The organism is Pseudomonas hamedanensis (assembly GCF_014268595.2).
Lineage (GTDB): Bacteria > Pseudomonadota > Gammaproteobacteria > Pseudomonadales > Pseudomonadaceae > Aquipseudomonas > Aquipseudomonas hamedanensis.
The window spans coordinates 5,223,210-5,244,332 of sequence record NZ_CP077091.1; the positions used below are offsets into that span (position 1 = coordinate 5,223,210).

11 protein-coding genes are annotated in these 21,123 nt (G+C 58.9%); 6 read left to right on the plus strand and 5 right to left on the minus strand.

Annotated elements, in window-relative coordinates; translation table 11 throughout:
• Window positions 1–174: 174 nt before the first annotated feature.
• From HU739_RS22865 to HU739_RS22880, 4 genes are read left to right on the plus strand one after another with little or no spacing between them, the layout of a single operon-like run.
• Window positions 175–888, plus strand: a complete 714-nt coding sequence (locus tag HU739_RS22865; protein WP_186552232.1) for an RDD family protein — start codon at window positions 175–177, stop codon at window positions 886–888.
• Entirely contained in the window at window positions 885–1,862 is a 978-nt protein-coding gene (locus HU739_RS22870; RefSeq protein WP_186552231.1) for a stage II sporulation protein M, read from the plus strand. The genes HU739_RS22865 and HU739_RS22870 overlap by 4 nt, the downstream gene beginning before the upstream one ends.
• Window positions 1,849–3,405: a DUF4129 domain-containing protein gene (locus HU739_RS22875; RefSeq protein ID WP_186552230.1), complete on the plus strand. Its 1,557-nt coding sequence runs from the start codon at window positions 1,849–1,851 to the stop codon at window positions 3,403–3,405. The genes HU739_RS22870 and HU739_RS22875 overlap by 14 nt, the downstream gene beginning before the upstream one ends.
• A complete protein-coding gene (locus HU739_RS22880) occupies window positions 3,402–4,565 on the plus strand; it encodes a DUF4350 domain-containing protein (RefSeq protein WP_186552229.1) in 1,164 nt (387 codons plus the stop codon). Before HU739_RS22875 ends, HU739_RS22880 begins: the two co-directional genes overlap by 4 nt.
• Before the next feature lie 122 nt (window positions 4,566–4,687).
• On the opposite strand, the gene HU739_RS22885 is transcribed toward HU739_RS22880, so the two are convergent.
• Together HU739_RS22885 and HU739_RS22890 are read right to left on the minus strand one after the other, a co-directional pair.
• On the minus strand, window positions 4,688–5,737 hold the full coding sequence (locus HU739_RS22885) for a nucleotidyl transferase AbiEii/AbiGii toxin family protein (RefSeq protein ID WP_186552228.1): 1,050 nt from the start codon (window positions 5,735–5,737) through the stop codon (window positions 4,688–4,690).
• Entirely contained in the window at window positions 5,712–6,125 is a 414-nt protein-coding gene (locus HU739_RS22890) for a DUF6088 family protein (protein ID WP_186552227.1), read from the minus strand. Before HU739_RS22890 ends, HU739_RS22885 begins: the two co-directional genes overlap by 26 nt.
• A 432-nt stretch (window positions 6,126–6,557) precedes the next feature.
• On the opposite strand from HU739_RS22890, the gene HU739_RS22895 reads away from it, so the two are divergent.
• Both HU739_RS22895 and HU739_RS22900 read left to right on the plus strand, forming a co-directional pair.
• On the plus strand, window positions 6,558–7,559 hold the full coding sequence (locus tag HU739_RS22895) for an AAA family ATPase (RefSeq protein ID WP_186552226.1): 1,002 nt from the start codon (window positions 6,558–6,560) through the stop codon (window positions 7,557–7,559).
• Complete coding sequence (locus tag HU739_RS22900; protein WP_186552225.1) at window positions 7,556–8,884, plus strand: DUF58 domain-containing protein; 1,329 nt, start codon at window positions 7,556–7,558, stop codon at window positions 8,882–8,884. Before HU739_RS22895 ends, HU739_RS22900 begins: the two co-directional genes overlap by 4 nt.
• 13 nt (window positions 8,885–8,897) lie before the next feature.
• On the opposite strand, the gene HU739_RS22905 is transcribed toward HU739_RS22900, so the two are convergent.
• Genes HU739_RS22905 through HU739_RS22915 form a run of 3 tightly spaced genes read right to left on the minus strand, consistent with a single transcriptional unit; the run spans window position 8,898 to window position 21,017 of the window.
• A complete protein-coding gene (locus HU739_RS22905) occupies window positions 8,898–13,205 on the minus strand; it encodes an Ig-like domain-containing protein (RefSeq protein WP_186552224.1) in 4,308 nt (1,435 codons plus the stop codon).
• Window positions 13,198–17,310 carry a Tc toxin subunit A-related protein gene (locus tag HU739_RS22910; RefSeq protein ID WP_186552223.1) on the minus strand — a complete coding sequence of 1,371 codons (4,113 nt, stop codon included), beginning with the start codon at window positions 17,308–17,310 and terminating at the stop codon, window positions 13,198–13,200. Before HU739_RS22910 ends, HU739_RS22905 begins: the two co-directional genes overlap by 8 nt.
• A 53-nt stretch (window positions 17,311–17,363) precedes the next feature.
• Window positions 17,364–21,017 carry a Tc toxin subunit A gene (locus HU739_RS22915; RefSeq protein WP_186552222.1) on the minus strand — a complete coding sequence of 1,218 codons (3,654 nt, stop codon included), beginning with the start codon at window positions 21,015–21,017 and terminating at the stop codon, window positions 17,364–17,366.
• Between the last annotated feature and the right edge of the window lie 106 nt (window positions 21,018–21,123).

Sequence of the window (21,123 nt, forward strand, 5' to 3'; positions counted from 1 at the left end):
TCCCTTGTGGGAGCGAGCCTGCTCGCGAAGCTTTCTGTCAGTTACATTTACACCAACTGTTCGACCGCATTCGCGAGCAGGCTCGCTCCCACAACATAGTTATGTCGTTTCCCCCCGAGAGGCTGCTAGCATCGAGCTCACTTGCATCCCGAACAGGCGAACATCAGGAAGCTCATGCTCGAACCCACAGCACCGCCAAGGACAGCACCGCTGGATACGCGCCATCAGGTCGAAACGCCGGAGGGTATCGATCTGCCGTTGCGGCCGGCCGGGCTGATGGTGCGCAGCATTGCCTTTGCGATCGATCTGGGTATCCGCGGAGTGATCGCCGGGGTGTTGTTTATCGTCCTGGCGTTTCTCGGCAAGCTCGGCATGGGCCTCGGTTCGCTGCTGCTGTTCGCCATCAGTTGGTGGTACATGGTGCTGTTCGAAGTGCTGCGTCAGGGCCGCTCGCCGGGCAAACAATGGATGGGCCTGCGGGTGGTGCACGATGACGGCACGCCGGTCGGCTGGTCGGCCTCGTTGTTGCGTAACCTGCTGCGCTTCGTCGACCTGCTGCCGTTCGGCTATTTCCTCGGCGCGATCAGTTGCCTGCAACACCCGACCTTCAAACGCCTGGGCGACCTGGCCGCCGGCACCCTGGTGGTCTACAGCGAACGCCCGCTGGCCCGCCCGCCATTGCCTGACGCCGAACCGCGACGCTCTCCGGTGTCCCTCACGCTCGCCGAACAACGCGCCCTGCTCGGTTTCGCCGAACGTCAGACCGAACTGTCACCGGCGCGAGTCAGCGAACTGGCGGCCTTACTGGCCCAGCCCCTGCATATTTCCGCGCCCAAAGCCGTGGCCGAACTCAACGGCATCGCTCGCGGTTTGTTGGGGCCGACATGAAGCAAAGCCTGTTCGAGACTCGCCACAAGGCTGAATGGGAACGCTTTGCTCTGGCGCTCGAACGCCTTGAACACGGCAAGGACACCGCACAGGTGAGCGGTTTCCCCAAAGCTTATCGGCACGTGTGCCAGCACCTGGCCCTGGCTCAGGAGCGCGGCTACAGCAGTTTTCTGATCGACTCGCTGCAACAACAAGTACTGCGCGGCCACCAACAGCTTTACCGCCATCGCAGCCATCTGGGCGCTAATCTGCTGGGGTTCATCCTCGCCGACTTCCCGCGACGCGTGCGTCAGGAGTGGCGCTTGATACTGGTCGCGAGCCTGCTGTTCTTTGGCAGCCTGGGCGGTTTCGCTGTGCTGGTTTATCTGTTTCCCGAACTGATCTACAACCTGATCCCGGCCGAGCAGGTGCGCGAAATGCAAGGCATGTACGATCCCGTCGCCGGTCACCTCGGACGCTCGGCCGAGCGCGCCGCGAGTGAGAATTGGGTGATGTTCGGCTACTACGTGATGCACAACATCGGCATTGCCTTCCAGACCTTCGCCAGCGGTTTGTTGATGGGCGTGGGCAGTGGCTTTTATCTGCTCTACAACGGCATGATCATCGGCGCCGTGGCCGGGCACCTCAGCGAGATCGGTTTCGGCCAGACCTTCTGGTCGTTCGTGATCGGTCACGGAGCGTTTGAATTGCCGGCCATTGCGCTGGCGGGGGCGGCCGGTCTGAAGCTGGGCTGGGCGCTGATTGCCCCGGGACGCCTGCCGCGCGGTGAGGCACTGCGGCTGGCCGCGCGTGCCAGCGTCGGGCTGGTGTGCGGGGCCATGCTGTTTCTGTTGATCGCCGCGTTTGTCGAGGCCTATTGGTCGTCGAAAACCAGTGTCACACCGCTGACCAAATATTCGGTCGGTGGCGCGCTCTGGCTGGCCGTGGCGGTTTACTTGTCGTTCGCCGGAAGGACCCGCCATGCGCCTGAGTGACGCCAGCGTAGTGATCCGCCCGCGCACGACCTGGGAAGCCATGGACCTGGGTGTGCTGATGAGCCAGCAGCATCGCCGTCTGCTGATGACCAGTTGGGCGATCCTCACCCTGCCGCTGTTTGCCCTGCTCAGTCTGTTGCTGTGGGATTCGCCGTCGCTGGCGGTGTTTATTTTCTGGTGGCTGAAGCCGGCCTATGAGCGCCTGCCGCTGTACATCCTCTCCAAAGCGCTGTTTGGCGAAACGCCGACACTCAAACAAGCCTTGCGCGAGTGGCCACGCTTGCTCCGGCCGCAACTGCTGGCCAGCCTGACATGGCGGCGCCTGAGTCTGAGTCGAAGCTTTGTACTGCCGGTGCTGCAACTCGAAGGCCTTGACGGCGAAGCCAGACAGCAACGGGTGCAGGTGCTGCTGCAACGCAACGGCGGCGCGGCGCAATGGCTGACGGTCATCGGCATGCACCTGGAAACCGCACTGTGGATCGGCCTGATGCTGCTGTTCTACATGCTGTTGCCCCAGCAGATCGAAACCGACTGGGACTGGCAGTCGCTGCTGTTCGCGGTCGATCAGGACTGGCACTGGCTGGAACACCTGACCAATGCTTTTTATGCACTGATCCTGGTGCTGTGGGGGCCGATCTATGTCGCCTGTGGGTTCAGCCTCTACCTGAACCGTCGCACGCAACTGGAAGCCTGGGACATCGAACTGGTCTTCCGGCGTTTGCGCCAGCGTCTGAACAACAGCGTACTCGGTTTGTTGCTGGCGGCCTGTCTGCTGCTGCCAAACGTGCAGCCGGCATGGGCCGCCGAGCCGGACAACGCCGCTGACGCGCCGGACGCGCCGCGCCTGTTGAATCAGCCGCTGAGCAGTCAGGCCTCGCGTGACAGCATCGAGTCGTTGCTGCAACAACCGCCGTTCAGGAACCAGGAAACCGTCACCCGCTACCGCTTTGGCGACGACCCGGCGAGCCCGGCCAGGGACGCCCAAGCGGGAGACGCACCGCATTGGCTCAAGACCCTGCTGGACTGGCTCGACGGCCAACACCTCAACGCTTTCACCAAGGTCATCGAAGTACTGCTGTGGGCCACGCTGCTTGCCGGGCTGGGCTGGCTGGTGTGGCGCTATCGCGACTTTCTCCAGGCCTTCGTCAGCCGCCGCCCGAACCTGCCGAAGCGCAGCCAACGACCAGCGCCGCCACAGGTGTTCGGCCTGGATCTGGGCCGCGAAACCCTGCCCGCCGACATCGCCGCCAGCGCCGAGCAATTGTGGCTGAGCGAGCCGCGCGCCGCGCTGGGTCTGCTCTACCGCGGGCTGCTGAGCCATTTGCTGCATGACTTCGATCTGACGCTCAAACCCGCCGACACCGAGCAGCAGATACTGGAGCGCATCGAACACTTGCAGCGACCGGACCTGCTCGCCTACAGCAAAAGCCTGACCGGCCACTGGCAGAACATGGCCTACGGGCACCGGATTCCGCCTGCGCACCTGCAAGCGGAGTTGTGCAACGGCTGGCGTGCATTGTTCGCCAAAGGTCGTGCGCATTGAACCGGCGCACCGGGTGGTGGCTGGGCGCGCTGGCCGTTTTGCTGCTAGGCGGCCTGAGCCTGCTGCTGTACCTCAAGGCCCGGCCGTATCAGCAAGTCATCGATCACGGCCCCTCGCCCGCCGCGCAAGCCAACCCGTATCTGGCGGCCGAACTGTTCTTGCGCGGACGCGGCCTCGCGGTCAGCCACGCCGAAACGCTGGCGGTCTTGCCGCAGACCGATCCCCACGGCCACACCTTGCTGTTATTTGGCGAGCGTGCGCGGATGACGCCGCGTGAGGTCGATCAGGTACTTAACTGGACCCGTGCCGGCGGGCGTCTGGTGTTTGTTGCCGAGTCACTGTGGGATGCGCGCAGCCAACAAAGCCACGACCTGTTGCTCGATCGGGTGCAACTGCAGCAGTCACTGAGCAAGGACCTCAAGGCCCCAGCAGAGGATCTGCAAAAAGATCGCTACCCGGCGCTGACCAAGCTGTATCTGGAAGACGAAGACGCGCCAGCCTACGCCGGGTTCGACACGGATTTTCATCTCGACGATCCGCACAATCTTGCTCAGGCGTGGGCCAACAGCGCCAAGGCCACGCACATGATGCAACTGGCTTACGGCCTCGGCACCATCACCGTAGTCACCGATGCCGAGCTGTGGAAAAACCCGCACATCGGCAAATACGACAACGCCTGGCTACTGTGGTATCTGAGCGCCGACACCGACGTCACGCTAATTTTCAGTACGACGCACGATGGCTTGTGGACGTTGCTCTGGCGCTATTTTGCACAGGCGATGGTTGCGCTGCTCGCCTTGCTCGGCCTGTGGTTGTGGCAGGTCAGCGTGCGTCACGGCCCCGTGCAAATGCCTGCGCCAGCGGGCCGACGGCAGTTGCAGGAACACCTGCGCGCCAGCGCCGACTTCCTGCTGCGCCACAATGGCCAGCGCGCGCTGTTGCAGGCCTTGCAACAGGACGTGCTGCGTCGCGCCCGACGCCGCCACCCGGGTTTCGATCAGTTGAACGTTGCCGAACAATGGCTGGCGCTGTCGCGCCTCACGCGCCAGCCCACCCGCGCTATCAGTCAGGCCCTGAGCCCGGTCCGGAACCTGCGTTTGTCCAGCGCCGAGTTCTGCCGCCAGGTGGCCCACCTGCAAACCTTGAGGAACACCTTGTAAATCGGGCGCCGGACAGGGGTTAGACATCGTTATGTTTAGAGACGGTCCTCCTGCTTGAGCGCATCGAGCAGCCGGAATAGAATCGCCCGCGGTGCTTAAACCATCAGCGGGAAAATCGAACGTCAGGCGGTATGGTTCAGCAGTCGCTCTGCGACGACAGCGAAAGTGCTATAGCAGCTTTGGAAATCCGGCTTGTTCGCTGTATAGAGCAGCGGCTTCAAGCGCTGCTCGAAGTTCGCTTCCAGCCCTCCGTGGGCAGCAGCGCAGGCCAAGCTTCGCCGAAGCACCAGATAGGGGTCCTGGTCAAATTCCGGGTGCTGCCCGTTGAATTCCTCCACGTCCTTTTTGACCAGAGCTGCAAAAATCTGGCAAGCGGGCTCTATGGCTTCAGGCTGGCTACTGGCGATACGCCAGACATCATAGATGTGGCGAACCAGGGCAGTATCAAATTCGCCGCGCTGGTGTCCATCCCAGTTCCAGGCACAACGACGTAGCATCGACAGCACCTTTTCAGCCAACGTCTCTGCCACCGTGATACACATCATGGAAAAACGGTGGGGGGTTTCGCGTTCGATAAACTGGTCCAGCATATAGCCCATTTCGCGAGGCTCGGCAGCCAGCATCGGTGGGCGGTGAATCAGCTCAAGCTTGAGGTGCGGACGAAGCACGCCAGACACATCCTGAAAGTGCGCTCCATACGAAACCAACAGGCAGTAGTAGCGCCGGCTGTCGCGCATGAGCGGATTTTCTCCGTTGTCATGCACCACGTATTCAAAGCCCATCTCGGTCAAGCGCCGCTCAACCTCTTGCTGCAAATCTCTTAAGCGCCCGCGAACGCCTTGTTTCAGCGTGTAGCCGTCCGGCACTTCCTCCAATATGACCTTGATGTCGATGTCTTCGGACATCCGTTCGATCAGCCCGTGAGCTTTCGAAAGGCAAGTGCCGCCAGCAAAAACCAAGCGTGTGCTCAGGTCGATCGATGCCGGCGCGGGGTCGCCTTTTCGACGATCCGTTTTGTGCGCAGTGTGTACTATCTGGATTTGGGCCAAGACGCATAATGCGTCAGTGATGTGCTGATCTTTTTCGGCGACGGCAGCGGGCAAATTTCCCAGCATCCCTGCGGCAGCGGCATCTTCGATATCAGACCTAAGCTCGTCTGGAAGTTTTTTCATAAGTTAAAGTGGTATTCCCTACCGTCACTTTCCGCGAAATGCGTCGACGTCCAGTGCTGACAGTCGCCCCCATAGGAATCTGGGTTGATCTGCCGCTGTTGTATTCCGAAACGAGCGAGCTTGGTTCCACAGAGATGTTGAGCTTGCGGAAAAGCTCCGCAGCGATCATTTCCAACGTTCCCGCTGGAGTTGGCTTGCCGGTGAACTTGTTGATTCGGGTTTTAGCGAAGGCGCCCTTGCTCACGCGAACAAGCTTTCCCTCCGCAACAAAGCGAGCAAGCACTCGGCCGACCTGAGAGTCACTCCCCATTTTGGCAAAATCCGAGCGCAAGACGACCAAGCTTGCGCGCTGCTTGATCGAGCGGCTCATGCGATCTTCAAGTTTCATGCCTTACCTCCAACGTGAAGCCATACATACAATGTGACTGTAGGCGCAAATTGCCTTTTCCGCCAGTATATACAAGGAGTCTGTGATACAAAACCTGCGCACCGATGCGCCAGTCTTCCATCTCTTCAGGTGAGCGGATATCGCCGACGCTCTATGGACAGAACGGTAGCAGCCCGACTTGCCTGGCGAACTTGCTCATGAAACCGAGCACTGGGCTGAGTTCACAGCTCTACCAAATGTGATATAGCCAATGGTCTTGAGACGTAAAAACGCAGCGTGTCCCATAGCATTCGGTTTCAACGAGCAGAGTGAAAGGCGAAAACTGTTCAGTTGGAGTCATTAACAATGGCTGCTGTGAAAAAAGCCAAAACAGGTAAGCGGCTGATTATGGAAAATAAAACACATGTAACCGTTAGCAAGGCGTCGGCCCCCATGAATGAACACATCGAGCCCGGCAGCGCCAGTCATGCGGCCCAGCAACGTCAGCGCGCCAGTCAACTGGCGCAGGCAGTGCGCAGCGAGTTGCACAAAGCGCTGATCGGCCAGAGCGCCGTGATCGACGACGTGTTGACGGCGCTGATCGCTGGCGGCCATGTGCTGCTCGAAGGTGTGCCGGGACTGGGCAAGACCCTGCTGGTGCGGGCCTTGGCGCGCTGCTTCGGCGGCGAGTTCGCGCGGATTCAATTCACTCCGGATCTGATGCCCAGCGACGTCACCGGTCACGCCGTGTACGACCTGCAGACCGAGCAGTTCAAGCTGCGCAAGGGCCCGGTGTTCACCCACCTGTTGCTGGCCGACGAGATCAACCGCGCCCCGGCGAAAACCCAGGCGGCCTTGCTCGAAGCGATGCAAGAGCGTCAGGTCACCCTCGAAGGCCGGGCCTTGCCGATCGCGCAGCCGTTCATGGTGCTCGCCACGCAAAACCCGATCGAACAGGAAGGCACCTATCCCCTGCCGGAAGCCGAGCTTGACCGTTTCATGCTCAAGGTGCGCATGGACTACCCCGACGCGGATCAGGAGTTGAACATGGTGCGCCAGGTCTGTCGTTCGACCCGCGCCGACATGCTCGATGTGCAACCCCTGCGCACGGTGTTGCAGGCCAAGGACGTGCAAGCCTTGCAGCGCATCGCCAGTGACTTGCCGCTGGATGATCAGGTGCTCGACTACGCCGTACGACTGGCACGCTGCACGCGCACCTGGCCGGGACTGACGCTCGGCGCCGGACCACGGGCCTCGATTGCGCTGGTGCGGTGTGCCCGCGCCCGGGCGTTGCTGCGCGGTGGCGAATTCGTGATTCCGGATGACGTCAAGGGCTGTGCATTGGCGGTACTGCGCCATCGCGTGCGCCTCGCGCCGGAACTCGACATCGAAGGTTTGCAGGTCGATCAGGTGCTCGCGCAATTGCTCGACCAAGTGCCGGCGCCGCGCCTGTGAAACCCTCGCGCCTGCTGCTGATCTGGCTCGCCTTGCTGCTGCTCATCAGTCTCGTGCTCGGCACGTTGCAGGCCCTGGGTGCCGAGATCCCGCCCAGCCTGATCTCGATCAATTGGGGCTTGCTGCTGGCCCTGCTGGCATTGGCGCTGCTCGACGCGCTGCGGCTCAAACGGCGGCCCTCGCCCCGCGTCAAACGGCAGCTGCCCGGCAGCCTCGCGCTGGGCCGCTGGGGCGAGGTGCAACTGCAGGTTGAACACGACTTCGCCGCGTCAATGCACCTGCAGCTTTTCGACCATGTCCCGGACGGCCTGAGTTTCGAAAACCTGCCGTTGAACGTCGAATTGCAGGTCGGGCAATCCAGCCGGATCAGCTACCGCGTGCGCCCGCTCAAGCGCGGCCATTTCTGCTTCGAGCGCTGTGAAGTGAACCTGCCAAGCCCGTTGGGTTTGTGGTCGGGCAAGCGTCTGCTCAGCGTAATCGACCAGACTCGCGTCTACCCCGACTTCGCCCGACTTTACGGCGGTGAGCTGCTGGCCGTTGACAACTGGCTGAGCCAACTGGGCGTACGCCAGCGGCAACGCCGTGGACTGGGTGTGGAATTCCATCAGTTGCGCGAATTTCGCGAAGGCGACAGCCTGCGCCAGATCGACTGGAAAGCCACCGCCCGCCAGCGCACGCCGATCGCCCGTGAGTACGAGGACGAGCGCGACCAACAGATTATCTTCATGCTCGACTGCGGCCGCCGCATGCGCAGCCAGGACGATGAGCTGTCGCACTTCGATCACGCGCTCAATGCTTGTCTGTTGCTCGGTTATGTGGCGCTGCGCCAGGGCGATGCGGTGGGCCTGAGTACGTTTGCCGATGATAAGCCACGCCATGTAGTGCCAGTCAAAGGCAGCGGCCAACTGAACGTCCTGCTTAACGCGGTTTATGACCTTGAGAGCACGCAGCGTCCCGCCGATTATCACGCCGCCGCCAACCAGTTACTGGCACGCCAACAGCGCCGGGCGCTGGTAGTGCTGGTGACCAATTTGCGCGATGACGATGATCAACTGCCAGGCGCGGTCAAACGCCTGAGTGCGCAACATCGGGTACTGGTGGCGAGTCTGCGTGAAGAAGCGCTGGATACGTTACGCCAGACGCCAGTGCAAACACTGCCCGAAGCATTGGCCTACTGCGGCACGGTGACTTACCTGAATGAGCGGACAGAACTCCATGAGCAGTTGAATGCTCATGGAGTTACCGTGATGGATGTTCGGCCCGCAGAGTTCGGGGCCGCGTTGGTGACCCGCTATCTTGACTGGAAAAAGTCCGCCACGCTCTAGCACGACGGCACGTTCAGAGTACGACCAGAGTCAATGAGCTTTCGGCTGTTCCCGAAGGGTTTTTCACGCTTGCCCTGACTACAACCGAGCCAGTTTCAACAGGTTCATATACCACTTTCGACCATCCCTTCTCATCGCTATGGGTCCCTTCCAACGAAACGCCTTCAACGGTCCAGCCCACGTTCATGCCAACGACTGGCTCGGTCAAATTTTTTACGACCTGAACCGCAATTGTCACGGGCTTGCCCACTTGGCCAATGAGCGGCGACGCATAAATGGAACGCAAGATAACACTGGGCCGAGCAACCACGTTGATCTTCTGTACTAGCGAACCCGTGCCCGGATTCAGCGAAGCCACCAGTTCAAACTCCCCGACTTCAGTAGCCAGGAATTTTGTCAAAGCGACTCCCTGCTGATCGGAAATCGACGCAGGCAGTGATTTACCGCCGAATTGCCAATTGACTGGCACGTTACCTACAGGCATACCTTGCGGTCGGTTTTTCACGACTGCCCAAGCGTTTACTTCATCTGCGCGATAGACCGTTGTCCTGTCGCACGTGAGTGATTCGATAATGGGCAATTGACCTTCATACATTAATGACTGCATGTCCCAACCTGCCTGGCCCCCTTTTACGGCGGCATACAGAAGGCCATGGCCAGACGGTATCGAGGTTAAACGAGCAATGCCATCCGCTCCTGTCAGGGAAGAGCCCAGTGGGTAATTCTGAAATTCCCACTCCACCTCGATATCTGCCAGCGGCGCGCCAGTAAGCGCGGAAACTACCTTGGCAAGGGCGTAATCCTCGGAATCATCCGGCTCGAACAACTCGACAATTTCGCGAGGCTCGTGCAGAAAAAACGGCAACGAAATCGACTCCGAATACTGCTTACCACCCACCGTGGCGGTCAGTTGCGCCGCTCCCGGTGTTGTGGGCACAAACCGAATCCGCGCCTCGCCATGGAAATTGGTCGTGGTGGTCACCTCGCCAAGGTCCGGACTGTGCCAGAGGACCTTCATCCCTGCCATGGGCCTGCCACTGATAGCGGAAACAAGCGTGATCTGCTCCGACACAGCCTCGCCCCACAACAGCGTCTGACTGCTTCGCGAACGCTCCGCAATTTTAACCGTTTGTTCGCCCTGCCCCAGTGACATTGCAATAACAGGAGACAAACGGGCCAACCGAGCAGAGGAAAAGAGCAAGCCAAAACTCCCATCCCTGACGTCGCGTGCCTCAAACTGATAGGTCATTCCGGCGTCTGAAAACAACCGGGGCTCACCCAGCTGTGGCTCCTTAAAACGTATGCCCAGCGCCTTCGGCCCGGTGCCCGTCATTCCCAATGTCAGGTATTGATCAAGCAAGGCGTTGCCATCCGCGACTCTCACGCGCAGGTTGTGCTGACCATTGCGCCGCGGGAACTCAGTGCTTTGCCCCAACGGCTTGAATGGCCTGGAGTCGAAACTGTATTCAAACCCGGCCCACGGATCCTCCGCCAGCGATACGACTTTCATCGAGCGACTTTCTTCGAAACCGTCATAAGGGCTGCGAATCGACGCTGTCACCACATGCTCATCTGGGATGGCTGACTCAAAGGGAAAACCACTCCAGCCGTCGGCGCCCGTCGCGTGCTCTTCGGTGGTGCCGTTGACTGTCCATTGGACAGGTATTCCCTCCAAAGCCAATTCGGGATTAAACGGAGAGCTTACCTTCAGCCACATCCATGCTGACTCTTGTCCAATGACCGGATCCACCCCGGTTCCACGTGCGTCCTCAATCGTGATTTTATTGTGGGCAAGGGACATATTGTTAACGTCGCTCGAGCCAGAGTAGTGAATAACGAACTGGAGACTGAAAGTCCCGGGGTTCGTACTTTTTGAACAGTCGAGCGTCCACGTAAACCCGCTGTCATCCACAGTATTCCGGCTTTTCGGTGGTGGGCTCAATTCGATTCCAAGCGCTTCTGCCGAGCTTCCACTCCAGACCAGATCCATGTCGATACCCACTAAAGGGCTGAGCGCATTTGTACGGAAGATATAGTGATGTACAGCGCCTAAGCACGGAAAGAGCGGCTGCCCCCTCAGGTCGGTCAGTTGATCCAGGACCACCGTCATTTCGTCATGAATGTCAGTTGATAACAATCGGCAGAACAACTCTCGATCAACGAGCGTGTCGGTCACCAACTTCACCTCGAAAATACTGCTGATACTGTCGAGGCGATCAGAACTGAACGTCCATTCCAGTTCTTGCCCTTCGCGCAATATTTTGGGTACGCCCAGGTCGCCCACCTCCAGACCGATCTCCGGTTTTTCATCCCGCCATTCAAGCGTGATTGCCTGGCCAATCAGCGGGCTGTCAGCAAGCGCGCGGACCGCCAGGATATGCGTCTGGCCCCGCTTGAAAACGATTCCTGCCTGGCTAAGTCGCCCGCCATCAAAGGTGATGCTGATCTTGTCTTTCCACTCGTCGCGTTCAAACGCCGTAACAAAAAACACGCGCTCATTTACCGGTCCGCCTTGGTAGGCACTGACCCTTGCGCTGACTGGCTCGTTGTTCAAAGCCGTCAACGGCCGGTAGTACAGGCTGGCCCAGCCCCCACTGCCGGTACGAGACGTGACAATACCCTCGGGGGTCTGCCAGTCGACCAGCGCATCAATCACTGGCTCCCCGGCCCCCTTGTCGGTGACATGCACCACCTGCACCCGCATCAATGTCTTTCCATAACCCTCGACTACCGGCGAAAGGTTCGGTCCGCGTGTGTCAACGATCCTGACCTTGTTGCGCGCCAGCGACATAGGTTTACGCGGCGATGGCAACAACAGCTTCGAGCAGACCAGTGACAGTTCAAAGCGGCCGTCGAGCCAGTCCTCGCAGGCTAGCGTCCAGACACTATCGTCCCCATCGAAGGCGACCGGTTGCTTGAGGGGCGGGGCGATCGTGACCTTCAGCTCTTCATGTCCGACGCCGCTCCAGTGCAGCGACAGGTCTGTCCCCTGCAGAGCGCTGCCGACCGGCCAACGCACAATGAAAGGATAATCGGTGCCACGATTGGGATAGCCGGTCACATTCCAGAGGGTAACTTGCTCCTCGACAACGCAACGCAATTCGTCCCAGGGATCGGTTTGCAGCACTGTCACCGGAAATTCATGAATCGCCTCGCCACTGGCGTAATAAGGGCTGTCGACTGACGCCGTGATGACGAATTCACCCGCTTGCTCGGGGACAAAATCAAAGTACACCCAACCCTGTTCATTGGTAGTACCGGTGGCCAGCAATCCCTGTTCGGTATTTGTCCACCTGACCTCCCGGCCATCAAGCGCCTGGCTGGTGTAGAACGAGATGACTTGCACGCCCAACTGGACACTTTGTTTCAATTCCAAAACGGGGTAATAAGCCGCTTCCTGCACGTTGCGGATAGCCAGACGGTGATGTCCCAACGACACATCGATCACATAAGGTGCAGCGTTGTACTGATTAACCAGGCTGATCCAGAAGTCGTGACTTTTTTCTTCACCGATTACCGGGCAGTCGAGTACCCAACGCGACGTCAGCTCATGTTCGACGCCCCAATCAGGGGTGGCCTTGACTGCTTCCATCGGATTACCGTATTGGATCAGGGCAGTTTTGGTATCCAGCCAGGCGTTGCCTGGCACAGGTTTAACGGACAGATTGTGCGGCATGTAAAGTGGGTTGCCCTGGCCGCTACCGAGCGAGGCCCCCAGGCACAGATACACGGTTGAACCCGGCGCAAGGGTCTGTTCATCCAGATGTATTTCTTCAAGTTCCAATGCCCCCAGCTTCAATTGAAGGTCAATGTGAGTAATGCAGACCGACGAGCGATTATCTGAAGGATTGGCCGGAACACCGTTGACCTCCACGGTTATCTCGTCATCGCTGACTAACTCAAAAGGATCCAGTAAGGCCTCATAGTAAAGTGGCTCGAAAACCAGCGGCTGCCCCTCCGCCAAGCGTGCCTGATCTTGCTCGGGGTCGCGATCGAGCCCCTCGACAAGTTCCAGTCTCAGCAACTCGTCATCACCTTTGAGGATGCGCAGACAGCCTGGTTGCCCCGACCATTGCGCCCCTTTGCGCAGCTCGCACAGAAACGAAAGCCGGTAACTCGCGTTGGCAGCGGATGTTTTAGGGAGCGTAATGACCTGAGTGGCCGAGCCCCCGGCATTAAGCTCCATAAATGCGGTTAACCACCCTTCATACATTTCACTGCCCCGGCCGACGATTCCTTTACGCCTCCATTCACTGAGCGCCTCGGTGAAACGCCCATTGCGTACCAGACTTTCATTCGCCTGAATGACGGGTTCAGTCATGACTGCTCACTCCTTTGCCCGGCCTGTTCAGGCCAGGGGTTTCAGCCTGGTTGACCAGGTCCGTGACTTTTTGCTCGAAGGTCAGTTCACCCGCCCTGGCGGTATAGCGAATACGCATAATGATGTCGGGCAACGACTGAAGCATGCCGGCTTGCGGTTGTTTCTTCGGCCAAGGGAAAGTCAGTCTCCAACGAGAGATCACGCCAGTGTTTTCAAACGGATTGAGCAACCCTTCATCAGGCTTGATGTGGGTCATGCCGTCGTCGGCAATCCCCTTCGACAACGCGATCTGCTGGGCGCTGCGCAGGTTGATCAGCACATCCAGAGGCGCTACCCCTGAAGGGTCATGCAAATACTGCACAGACTGCGTGGTTGGCCGGGTAGCCGTCATGCTGCTGATCTGGAGCAAGGTCGCCCGCACATCTTCGAACGGTCCTGTCAGCACGGGCAGATCGATCTCTACCGCACTGATCTGCCGGCAGAAATGGCCCGGGTAATCACGATCAAACAGCAGCTGGGTCAGTTTGAATTCGAGCACGCCTGTTTCGCGCAGTTGCTGCAACGCTTGCGCCCAGTCGGAAATGCCGGCTTGAGGATCGACCGAATCCTCGAACAACTGCCGCAAGGAGATGGTTTTTACCAATTCCAGGCGCCGCTCCCGGCTTTGCACGTATTTCTGCTCGAGCCCCATCATGAAGTTGCGCAGTTGATCACCTGCGGTCAGACCATAGCGGTGATCGAGCCAGACCTGAGGCAAGGGTGCTTGTGCATCGTAGTCTCCGGTTTCGGCAGCCAGCGAGGCCAGAGAGCTGAGGCACAGACTGATGACCGCATCGTAGGCCTGATAATGCAGCGCCTTGAGCTGACCAAGCATCCAGTCAAATAACTCGGCGTTGGCCGCGCGTTTTTTCAGGTAGTTGAACACCGTCAATGTCTGACTATTGGCCCTCACGGCCTGTTCCAGACTGGTTCGTGCCGCGCTGACCGCGTGGCCCTGCGCGACAATCTGCGCATTGATGGCACGCACTTCCGCCAACGCCTGATTGCGTTGCAGTGCCCAGTCACCGCGGCGCCGACGGTAACCTTCAGTGGTGGCCTGCCGGTCGGCGTCGATTTGCAGCAATGACGAATTGACCTCCAAGGCAAAAGCAGCGGCATCCAGCGCATGCTCGGGTTTGAAGCCGCCATTGGACATGCCAAAGATTTTTGGCAACGCCGCGACGACGCCTCCTGCGGTTTTCAGGATCCTGGATTGCAACGCCAGGGATTTCGACTGGCTCAGGCTCTTCATGACCTGATACTCGATGTCTGACACGTTTTTGTCGTAACGCGCTTTGTATTCGTCGGCCCGCTCTTGCGCCAGTGCCCGGCTCTGCTCCAGCGCCGCCACAGAGGCCTCCAACTGGGCGATGGATTGTTCCTGCACCGCCTGGGCATAGTGACCCAGTTCGACCAGATGACTTTGCTGTAGCTCTTCCTGTTCGGCGCGATCACGGCGCTCCAGCAGACTGAGTACCTGATTGCCGTACTCCTGTAATGCCTGCACCGCTCGCAATGCGACTTCGAATGTCACGCGCCAACGGAAAGCATTGACCACCAGTCGCCCGCCCATCGGTCTCGGCCCGGCCGCACCACCGGCCGCCAGATCGCGCAGCAACTGATTTGGGTCCGTGGGCGGACTGAACAGCCGGATGTCCAGGGGCCTGCCGTCGAGTGTGAGATTGTTACGCAGGTTATTCAGCCGAAGTTCAGGCGCGGAAAACAGGTCAAGGAGCATTTGATTGATGGGAATTTTAAAGGGTTCGCACGCCAGCAACCCGAGCATCGGCGGTGTGTCGGAGGCGGGGGGATAATCCGCCAGACCGAAGTCCAGCTCCTGTTCCAAGGCTTCGAGTCCGGGCCGCGAGGCGCTTTGGGCCAGAAGGTTTGCAACCGTGTCGGTTTTCCAGCGGGTGGCCGTGTTGGCGGTAGGCGCCTTGCCCATCAGAAAGCCGGCCTGGACGTAGCACAACTTGGCCGCCACCAGACTGTCACGGGTCAGTTGCCGGTAATACCAATCGCCCCAGGCCATCAGGTTTTTCACGTATTCGGTGAACATCAGGATCTGGAAATGCGCCGGCGCCGCATAGCCAATAGCATCCGGATCCGTGGGGTTCTGGCTCTCACACCCAGGATCCCCGGAAGCCTTTTTGACATCCAGAGGCCGGCAACGCCAGTACGCCGGTTTCGGATTGGGAAAGGCTGGATCGTCGAGCGGGTCGGCAGGCGCCTGGGGATCGAACACGTAGTGCAGCCAGTGTTGCGCCTCCCGGAAGCGATCCTCATCGCGCAAGCGCGTCGCCATCAAATGCGGCAAGTGAAAAAACAGCTCATAGAAGCACAAGCCATTGGCGCCGTTGAACGCACCATCGGGCTCATCGACACTATGTCCGACCGGCGCAGGCTCCTGAATGAACTGGACGTGCCAGTCCAGTACAGCATCGACGGAAATATTCGAACTGTGCACCAACTCCGGCCCAAACAATGAATTGAGCCGGACAAACTTCAGCTTCAGCTCAGCCTGATTGAAGGATAGAAACTGTGCAGCATCGACGCTGTTTTTGTGCAGCGTCACTGGGACGAAGTCCAGCAGATCGATGACCGTCAGATCAAACAGCTTTACTCCCAGCGCGGCAGTGGAGGATCCAAATGAAAAAGTGCTCGGATTCGGCCATGTGCCTTTGTCCCGCTTGAAGGTCAGCGGCTCGGTGACCCAGCCGCCCGCCTGATCGAAATTTATCTTTATCGGTGCCGGGTCTCCACCCGCTGGCAGCAGCAGCTCGAGTGTCAGCTCTTGCTGCCCGGAGGGAAGCCCCGTAGGCCAGCAAAAACCACGCACGGTCAGTACATCTTTTTCAGCCTTGTCAACCTCGTCAAATACCCGCAGAGCCGTCACTTGCAGATCCAGATATGGCGTCAGGTTACCCGCAGGGTTTGTACGGGTGATCACAGGCACTTGACTGTTCAGCGGATGTTGCACGGTTTCGTTACTGGTAAACCGATCATTGAGCGCCTGTTCCAGCCAGTCGCCGGCGTCGTGGGCAACGGTGCGCATCAGCACGTCGTAAACCGCATGCGCCCTGAAGTCTGCAAGCTTTACCGGAGTAAACCTGCCCGTCATCAAAATACCCAGCTTGCCCTTGGGATTCAGGTAATCGACGCGCACGCTCGCAATCAAGCGTGCGCCCGGCGCAAGTGCATGATCGTGCTCCGAGCTGTGAACATTCAGCGGCGGCGACCATTGGCCATTCTGCGCCTTGAACGCCAGGTTGATATCCAGTTTGTACGGGACAGAATCAGTTGCTGCCTGAGCGATGATTTTGTCGCGCCACTGCGCCCAGACCAGGCACAGGCGGCCATTCCAGAACACCGGGCGGACATCCAGCACTTGGTCGGCAGTCGGGATATCCACCGCTTGCCATTCACTCCAGGCCGCCGGACTGACCACCGTGCTGGTGGTACCCAGTTCAATCTCGGCCTTGCGCCAGAAATACTGGAACGGCTGCACTCGCTGGCGCCCGACAAAGTAATAATCGGCTCTGGCAGGCGTCGTCCCGTCCATGTAGCAACTGATCACGTCCAGGTCGCAGGTTTGCTCGAATTCCTGCAGATATTCCTGCAATGCCGCCTGCACGGAATCGTCGCTCAAGCGCGCCTGGTTGAGGTTGTTTTCCAGATTCCTGAACAGGCTGGTCTTGCGCAGACGCACAAACGGATTGATGAAGTTTTCCGGGTAGCACGCAATCAACTGCACTGCTGCCCAGTCGGGGTAGTTGTTATAGAGTTCCCATTGGAGCAAGTGACGCTTGTCGAACTCCTGCTCCTCAAATCCGGGTTCCAGCTTGCGATAGACCGCATGGATGTACTGCTGAGTACAACTCGTTGCTTCGGCCACCCACGAACTCTGCACCTGGTAAGTATCCAGCGGATCCATGCGCAGCAATTCGAACAGATCTGCCGGCGTTCCCAGGAAAGGATATTGCCCTTTGCCCGCTGTGCCGATGCAATACTCAAGCAGCGCCAAACGACGTTTTCCCAGCAGCTCGCTAAGGTTACTCACTGTCATGATCCAGCTCCTGGGGTGATACCCGGAAACAAATATTTGTCAGGCGATCGCGCTTACTCGGGGTTCGACGGAGCGTCGAATTTGATGGGGTCGAAATCTCTTTCGGCGTCACCCGCCTGAGTGCGGACTTTAAAAGTGAACGTGCCGCCCAACGCGCTGGACACAAAAACCCGCGTGAGTCCCTGGTGATCGGTGAACCCCTGCGATGGCCGAATCGTTGCGCCATTGATTTTTGAAGGCGGAGTGCTTTGCCAAAACCATTCCGCCAGCGAGTTTTGCCCGCGGTTCCCATAGTCGTCTTCCAGCACCGCGTAGAGTTCGACTTCCTGCCCGGCAGGCACGTCCGTCAAGGGAGTCGGTGACAGTTCGGCAAGCGGAAAATAGAGCGAAGAAAAATCGCTGGTGATCTCGACAGGCGGCGCGTACTGCGGCTCGAACAAGTCCAGCCATAACAGTGGCGTGTCAATGCCCATGGTCTTGCCGGGGGTAAACGTGGCAAGCAGTACTCCGTCCAGGTCGGTGTGGCCGGTTGCAATCGTGCCCAGAGCCGCCCGCCAGTACACGTTGACACCGCTTAGCGCCGTCCCTGCGGCGTTTTTGAGGGTCACTTTATAGGTGACTTTTTCCCCTGGCTTGTTGGCGACGACGATACTGCCACCCATCACCTCGCAGACGATCGTGACCAACGCGTTGAGATCACCCGGCACTGGCATCAACGGTGCTCGCGCACCGGACGCGCCCAGCAGAGCAAGTTCGGCGGCATCGGCATAGGCTTGTTTGTCAATGGACTCGGGCAAATTGCCGATCAGGAAAATCGTCAGTGCATCCATGCCGGTTTCGCGGGACAGTTCTAGAACACGTATCAGAAAATCGAGCTGAGTGAGGTTTTTCAATACTTTGAGATCGGTGGAGTCGATGCGGCTGACACACTCGCGCACCTCCTGCACGCTCCAGCCAAAAAAGTCAGCCAATTTGATCGCTGCTGCCTGCCGCGCCAGCGATGCGGCGTCACCCGTGACATACGGCAGCGCATTGACCTGCCGCAGGTAATCCAACAGTTTCTGCGCCGGCTGGTCGCCCAGGGCGAAAGCACGGTTGAGTGTCGTCAGGTAATAGAGTGTGCGCACCGTCAACGCATACTTGTCCGACTGATCGAGCCAGGCGAGATAGCCGTAATCCAGATAGTCCTGCAACAGCTCGGCACTGAGTTCAAGCGTCAATACCACCTCGCTGCGTCGGCGCACTTCAGCCAACAGGTCGAGCAGCTTATTGGCATTGCGGCCAGAATTGCGGCCCGAGCCCACGGAACTCATCCCCACCTGTTCATGCACAAGGCTAAGGAATTGAGGAACAGTAGCCTGTGCCCAGTACAAAATCGGTATGGCCTGCTCCGCTCCCACTCCGGCATACACAGCCAGGGTCTCTCTGACCAGCGATGTCTGAGCATCGCGCATCTGCACCACCACGCTGACCATGATGTCGATGATGGTCTGACGCAGGATCGTATCGCTGAGACCCAAGGCATTGTCGACCGCCCAAGTGACTTTCAAGCGGACGATGGACAGGAACTGCTCGGATGTCCCCTCCAGGTGCAATACCACGCCATTGGCGTCGACAATCGGGATCAGGCCATCAGCGAATGTCGCCAGAAAATCGAGCCAGTCGGCAGCCCCGGCCGGCGGCACGCCAGCCATCAGAAAAACGCTGTTGGATAACAGGGTCGTTGGCAACAAATTGCGAACCTGCTCGAAAAACTGCAGGTCCTGTGTGGTGGGTTCCAGCGCTGGTTGCGCCGCAACGGCGTGTTGCAGCACCCACAACACTGTCAAGTTGCCTTGCGCGCACCACTGCACGAAACTTTGCATGGCTTCGATCAGTTCCAGCGCATCCGGCAAATCCGCCAGCTCATCGTGAATGACAGGAATGCCCGCGAAGCGCTCAAGCCAGGCATTCCCGCCCAGTAGCGACAGCATCAGCGCACCTTCGACCGGTGTGATCTTCAATAACCGGGGCAGTTTCACCAGACGGTACAAGCTTGAGATGATCGCCAGGCTGCGCGGCAGTGTATCGGTCAGACCGTGAGCCCGGGCCACGGTGGCTGCGAGGAAGGAGTAAGTCTGCAGGTCGATCGCCAGGCCGCTGCACAGCTGGCTGACCGTCAAATCCACCTCGCCCGGCGTCGGCGTCACCGCAAACGTACCGTTGTCGAGCTTCAAGGGCTCGCGATAACCCGCTTGATTATTGAAGATTTGGTCAAACGAGCAGAGCGCTTCGCCCCGCCCGTAAACCGACAACTCACCGATAAACACCGCGAAGTCCGCGGCCGGGCAGTCGTAGCGCTCGCGCAACGTCTGAAACAGTCCCAGTGCCTGCACGACGCCGCTCGAGATATCCAGATCGAACGGAACAAGTTTCGGTGAATTACCAAGCGCTGCGGCCCTGATGGCTGCCACCAATACAGCATCCACTTGGTCGAATGGTAGTCCGGTCCAACTGGCCAGTCGCACCATTCGGTTTATCCGGTCATAGCGATTGAAGCCGATTTCCTTGTCCGGACTTGCAGTCAATCGATGGAACGACACCATCGTGTCGTCAATCCGCACTGCAGGTGACGTGCCGTTGTTGATGTAGACCGACCCTGAACGCTCACTTTCCGGAGCCGAAGGCTTATCGTCCATAAACGTGACATTGGCTGAGCGCACCGGGGAAAAGTCTCGAATAGACAGCAAGGCTTCGATCTGCGAACTGTCAAGCTTGGTGCGCTCGCCCAGAAAATCCACTTGATTGAGATTTCCGTACTTTTCAATATTGTCGGTACCGAAGTGTCGATTATAAAAACCCTCCCGTTCCTCAAACGGCTCACGGGCCTCCGTCAGCAATTGCCGCTGATAGGGCCCCAACCGCGTCGCATGGGCGAAACCGGCGCGGGTGTTGGGGCCGTGGGCGCCGGGCTGAAGAAAATAGGGAAAAGCCAAGTCAGTCCGATGCTCGAAATCCCCGACCGACAAACCATGTGACTGCGCAATGCTGTCAATCGTGACCCAATGCTGGTAGTACGGCAGACCATTGGGATAGCGCGCCTTGATCAATGCATCTTCAATCGACATGGCTGCCGCCGGCTCTGTATTTTCGGCTATAAACGCTTCCATTACTGCAACGATGATGTCGACCGACGAAACCGACTGATAAACCGCGTTGTAGTCGACATCCAGCTTCAACAGATCGGTGCGGCGACTGTGCAGCCGATACTTCTCTTCCAGGTTCTTCTTGTCGATACGGTCGCGAATCCATCGTAACAGGTCAATCAGATAGGCCACCGGCGACGTGATCGACTCCAGTGCATCCGGGGGGCACAGCAGCGCGAAATCGGTGCCGATCAAGCCTTTATAATTGGGGCCGCCAACCATTGAAAGCAAACCGCTGCCATTGCGTGATGCGGCGGTCTTGCCAGTCAGTGTCTGCTCGATGAATTGTCGACGCAGATACGTGGCCATACTGTTGGCCCCGCGCGCGAATCGCTGCGCGGCATCCAGGTCGAGCTGATAATCGCTCCTCAGACCTTGGACGCCCTTTTCCACCAAAGGAAAAATCGATCCATTGTCTGTCAGGTAGGCCTTGAGTTTCGCCAGGCCGGTGTCATGTATTTGTTGCTCGTCACCAAACAATTCAGCAAACAGTCGAAGACCGGGACGACGCGAATCAGCCATGATCAGATTCCTTGAGGCGGCAACTGGCCCTGGCAGCTTGACGGTGCGCGTCAGGCTGCCTGTTCGATGAGTAAGATTGAACGCCCGGGCGACCGCGGCGTCTACT

What these genes read in the sequence shown, in the direction of transcription:
- HU739_RS22865 (WP_186552232.1), top strand. Translation starts at nt 175, where the DNA reads ATGCTCGAACCCACAGCACCGCCAAGGACAGCACCGCTGGATACGCGC.
- HU739_RS22870 (WP_186552231.1), top strand. Translation starts at nt 885, where the DNA reads ATGAAGCAAAGCCTGTTCGAGACTCGCCACAAGGCTGAATGGGAACGC.
- HU739_RS22875 (WP_186552230.1), top strand. Translation starts at nt 1,849, where the DNA reads ATGCGCCTGAGTGACGCCAGCGTAGTGATCCGCCCGCGCACGACCTGG.
- HU739_RS22885 (WP_186552228.1), bottom strand. Translation starts at nt 5,737, where the DNA reads ATGAAAAAACTTCCAGACGAGCTTAGGTCTGATATCGAAGATGCCGCT.
- HU739_RS22890 (WP_186552227.1), bottom strand. Translation starts at nt 6,125, where the DNA reads ATGAAACTTGAAGATCGCATGAGCCGCTCGATCAAGCAGCGCGCAAGC.
- HU739_RS22895 (WP_186552226.1), top strand. Translation starts at nt 6,558, where the DNA reads ATGAATGAACACATCGAGCCCGGCAGCGCCAGTCATGCGGCCCAGCAA.
- HU739_RS22905 (WP_186552224.1), bottom strand. Translation starts at nt 13,205, where the DNA reads ATGACTGAACCCGTCATTCAGGCGAATGAAAGTCTGGTACGCAATGGG.
- HU739_RS22910 (WP_186552223.1), bottom strand. Translation starts at nt 17,310, where the DNA reads ATGACAGTGAGTAACCTTAGCGAGCTGCTGGGAAAACGTCGTTTGGCG.
- HU739_RS22915 (WP_186552222.1), bottom strand. Translation starts at nt 21,017, where the DNA reads ATGGCTGATTCGCGTCGTCCCGGTCTTCGACTGTTTGCTGAATTGTTT.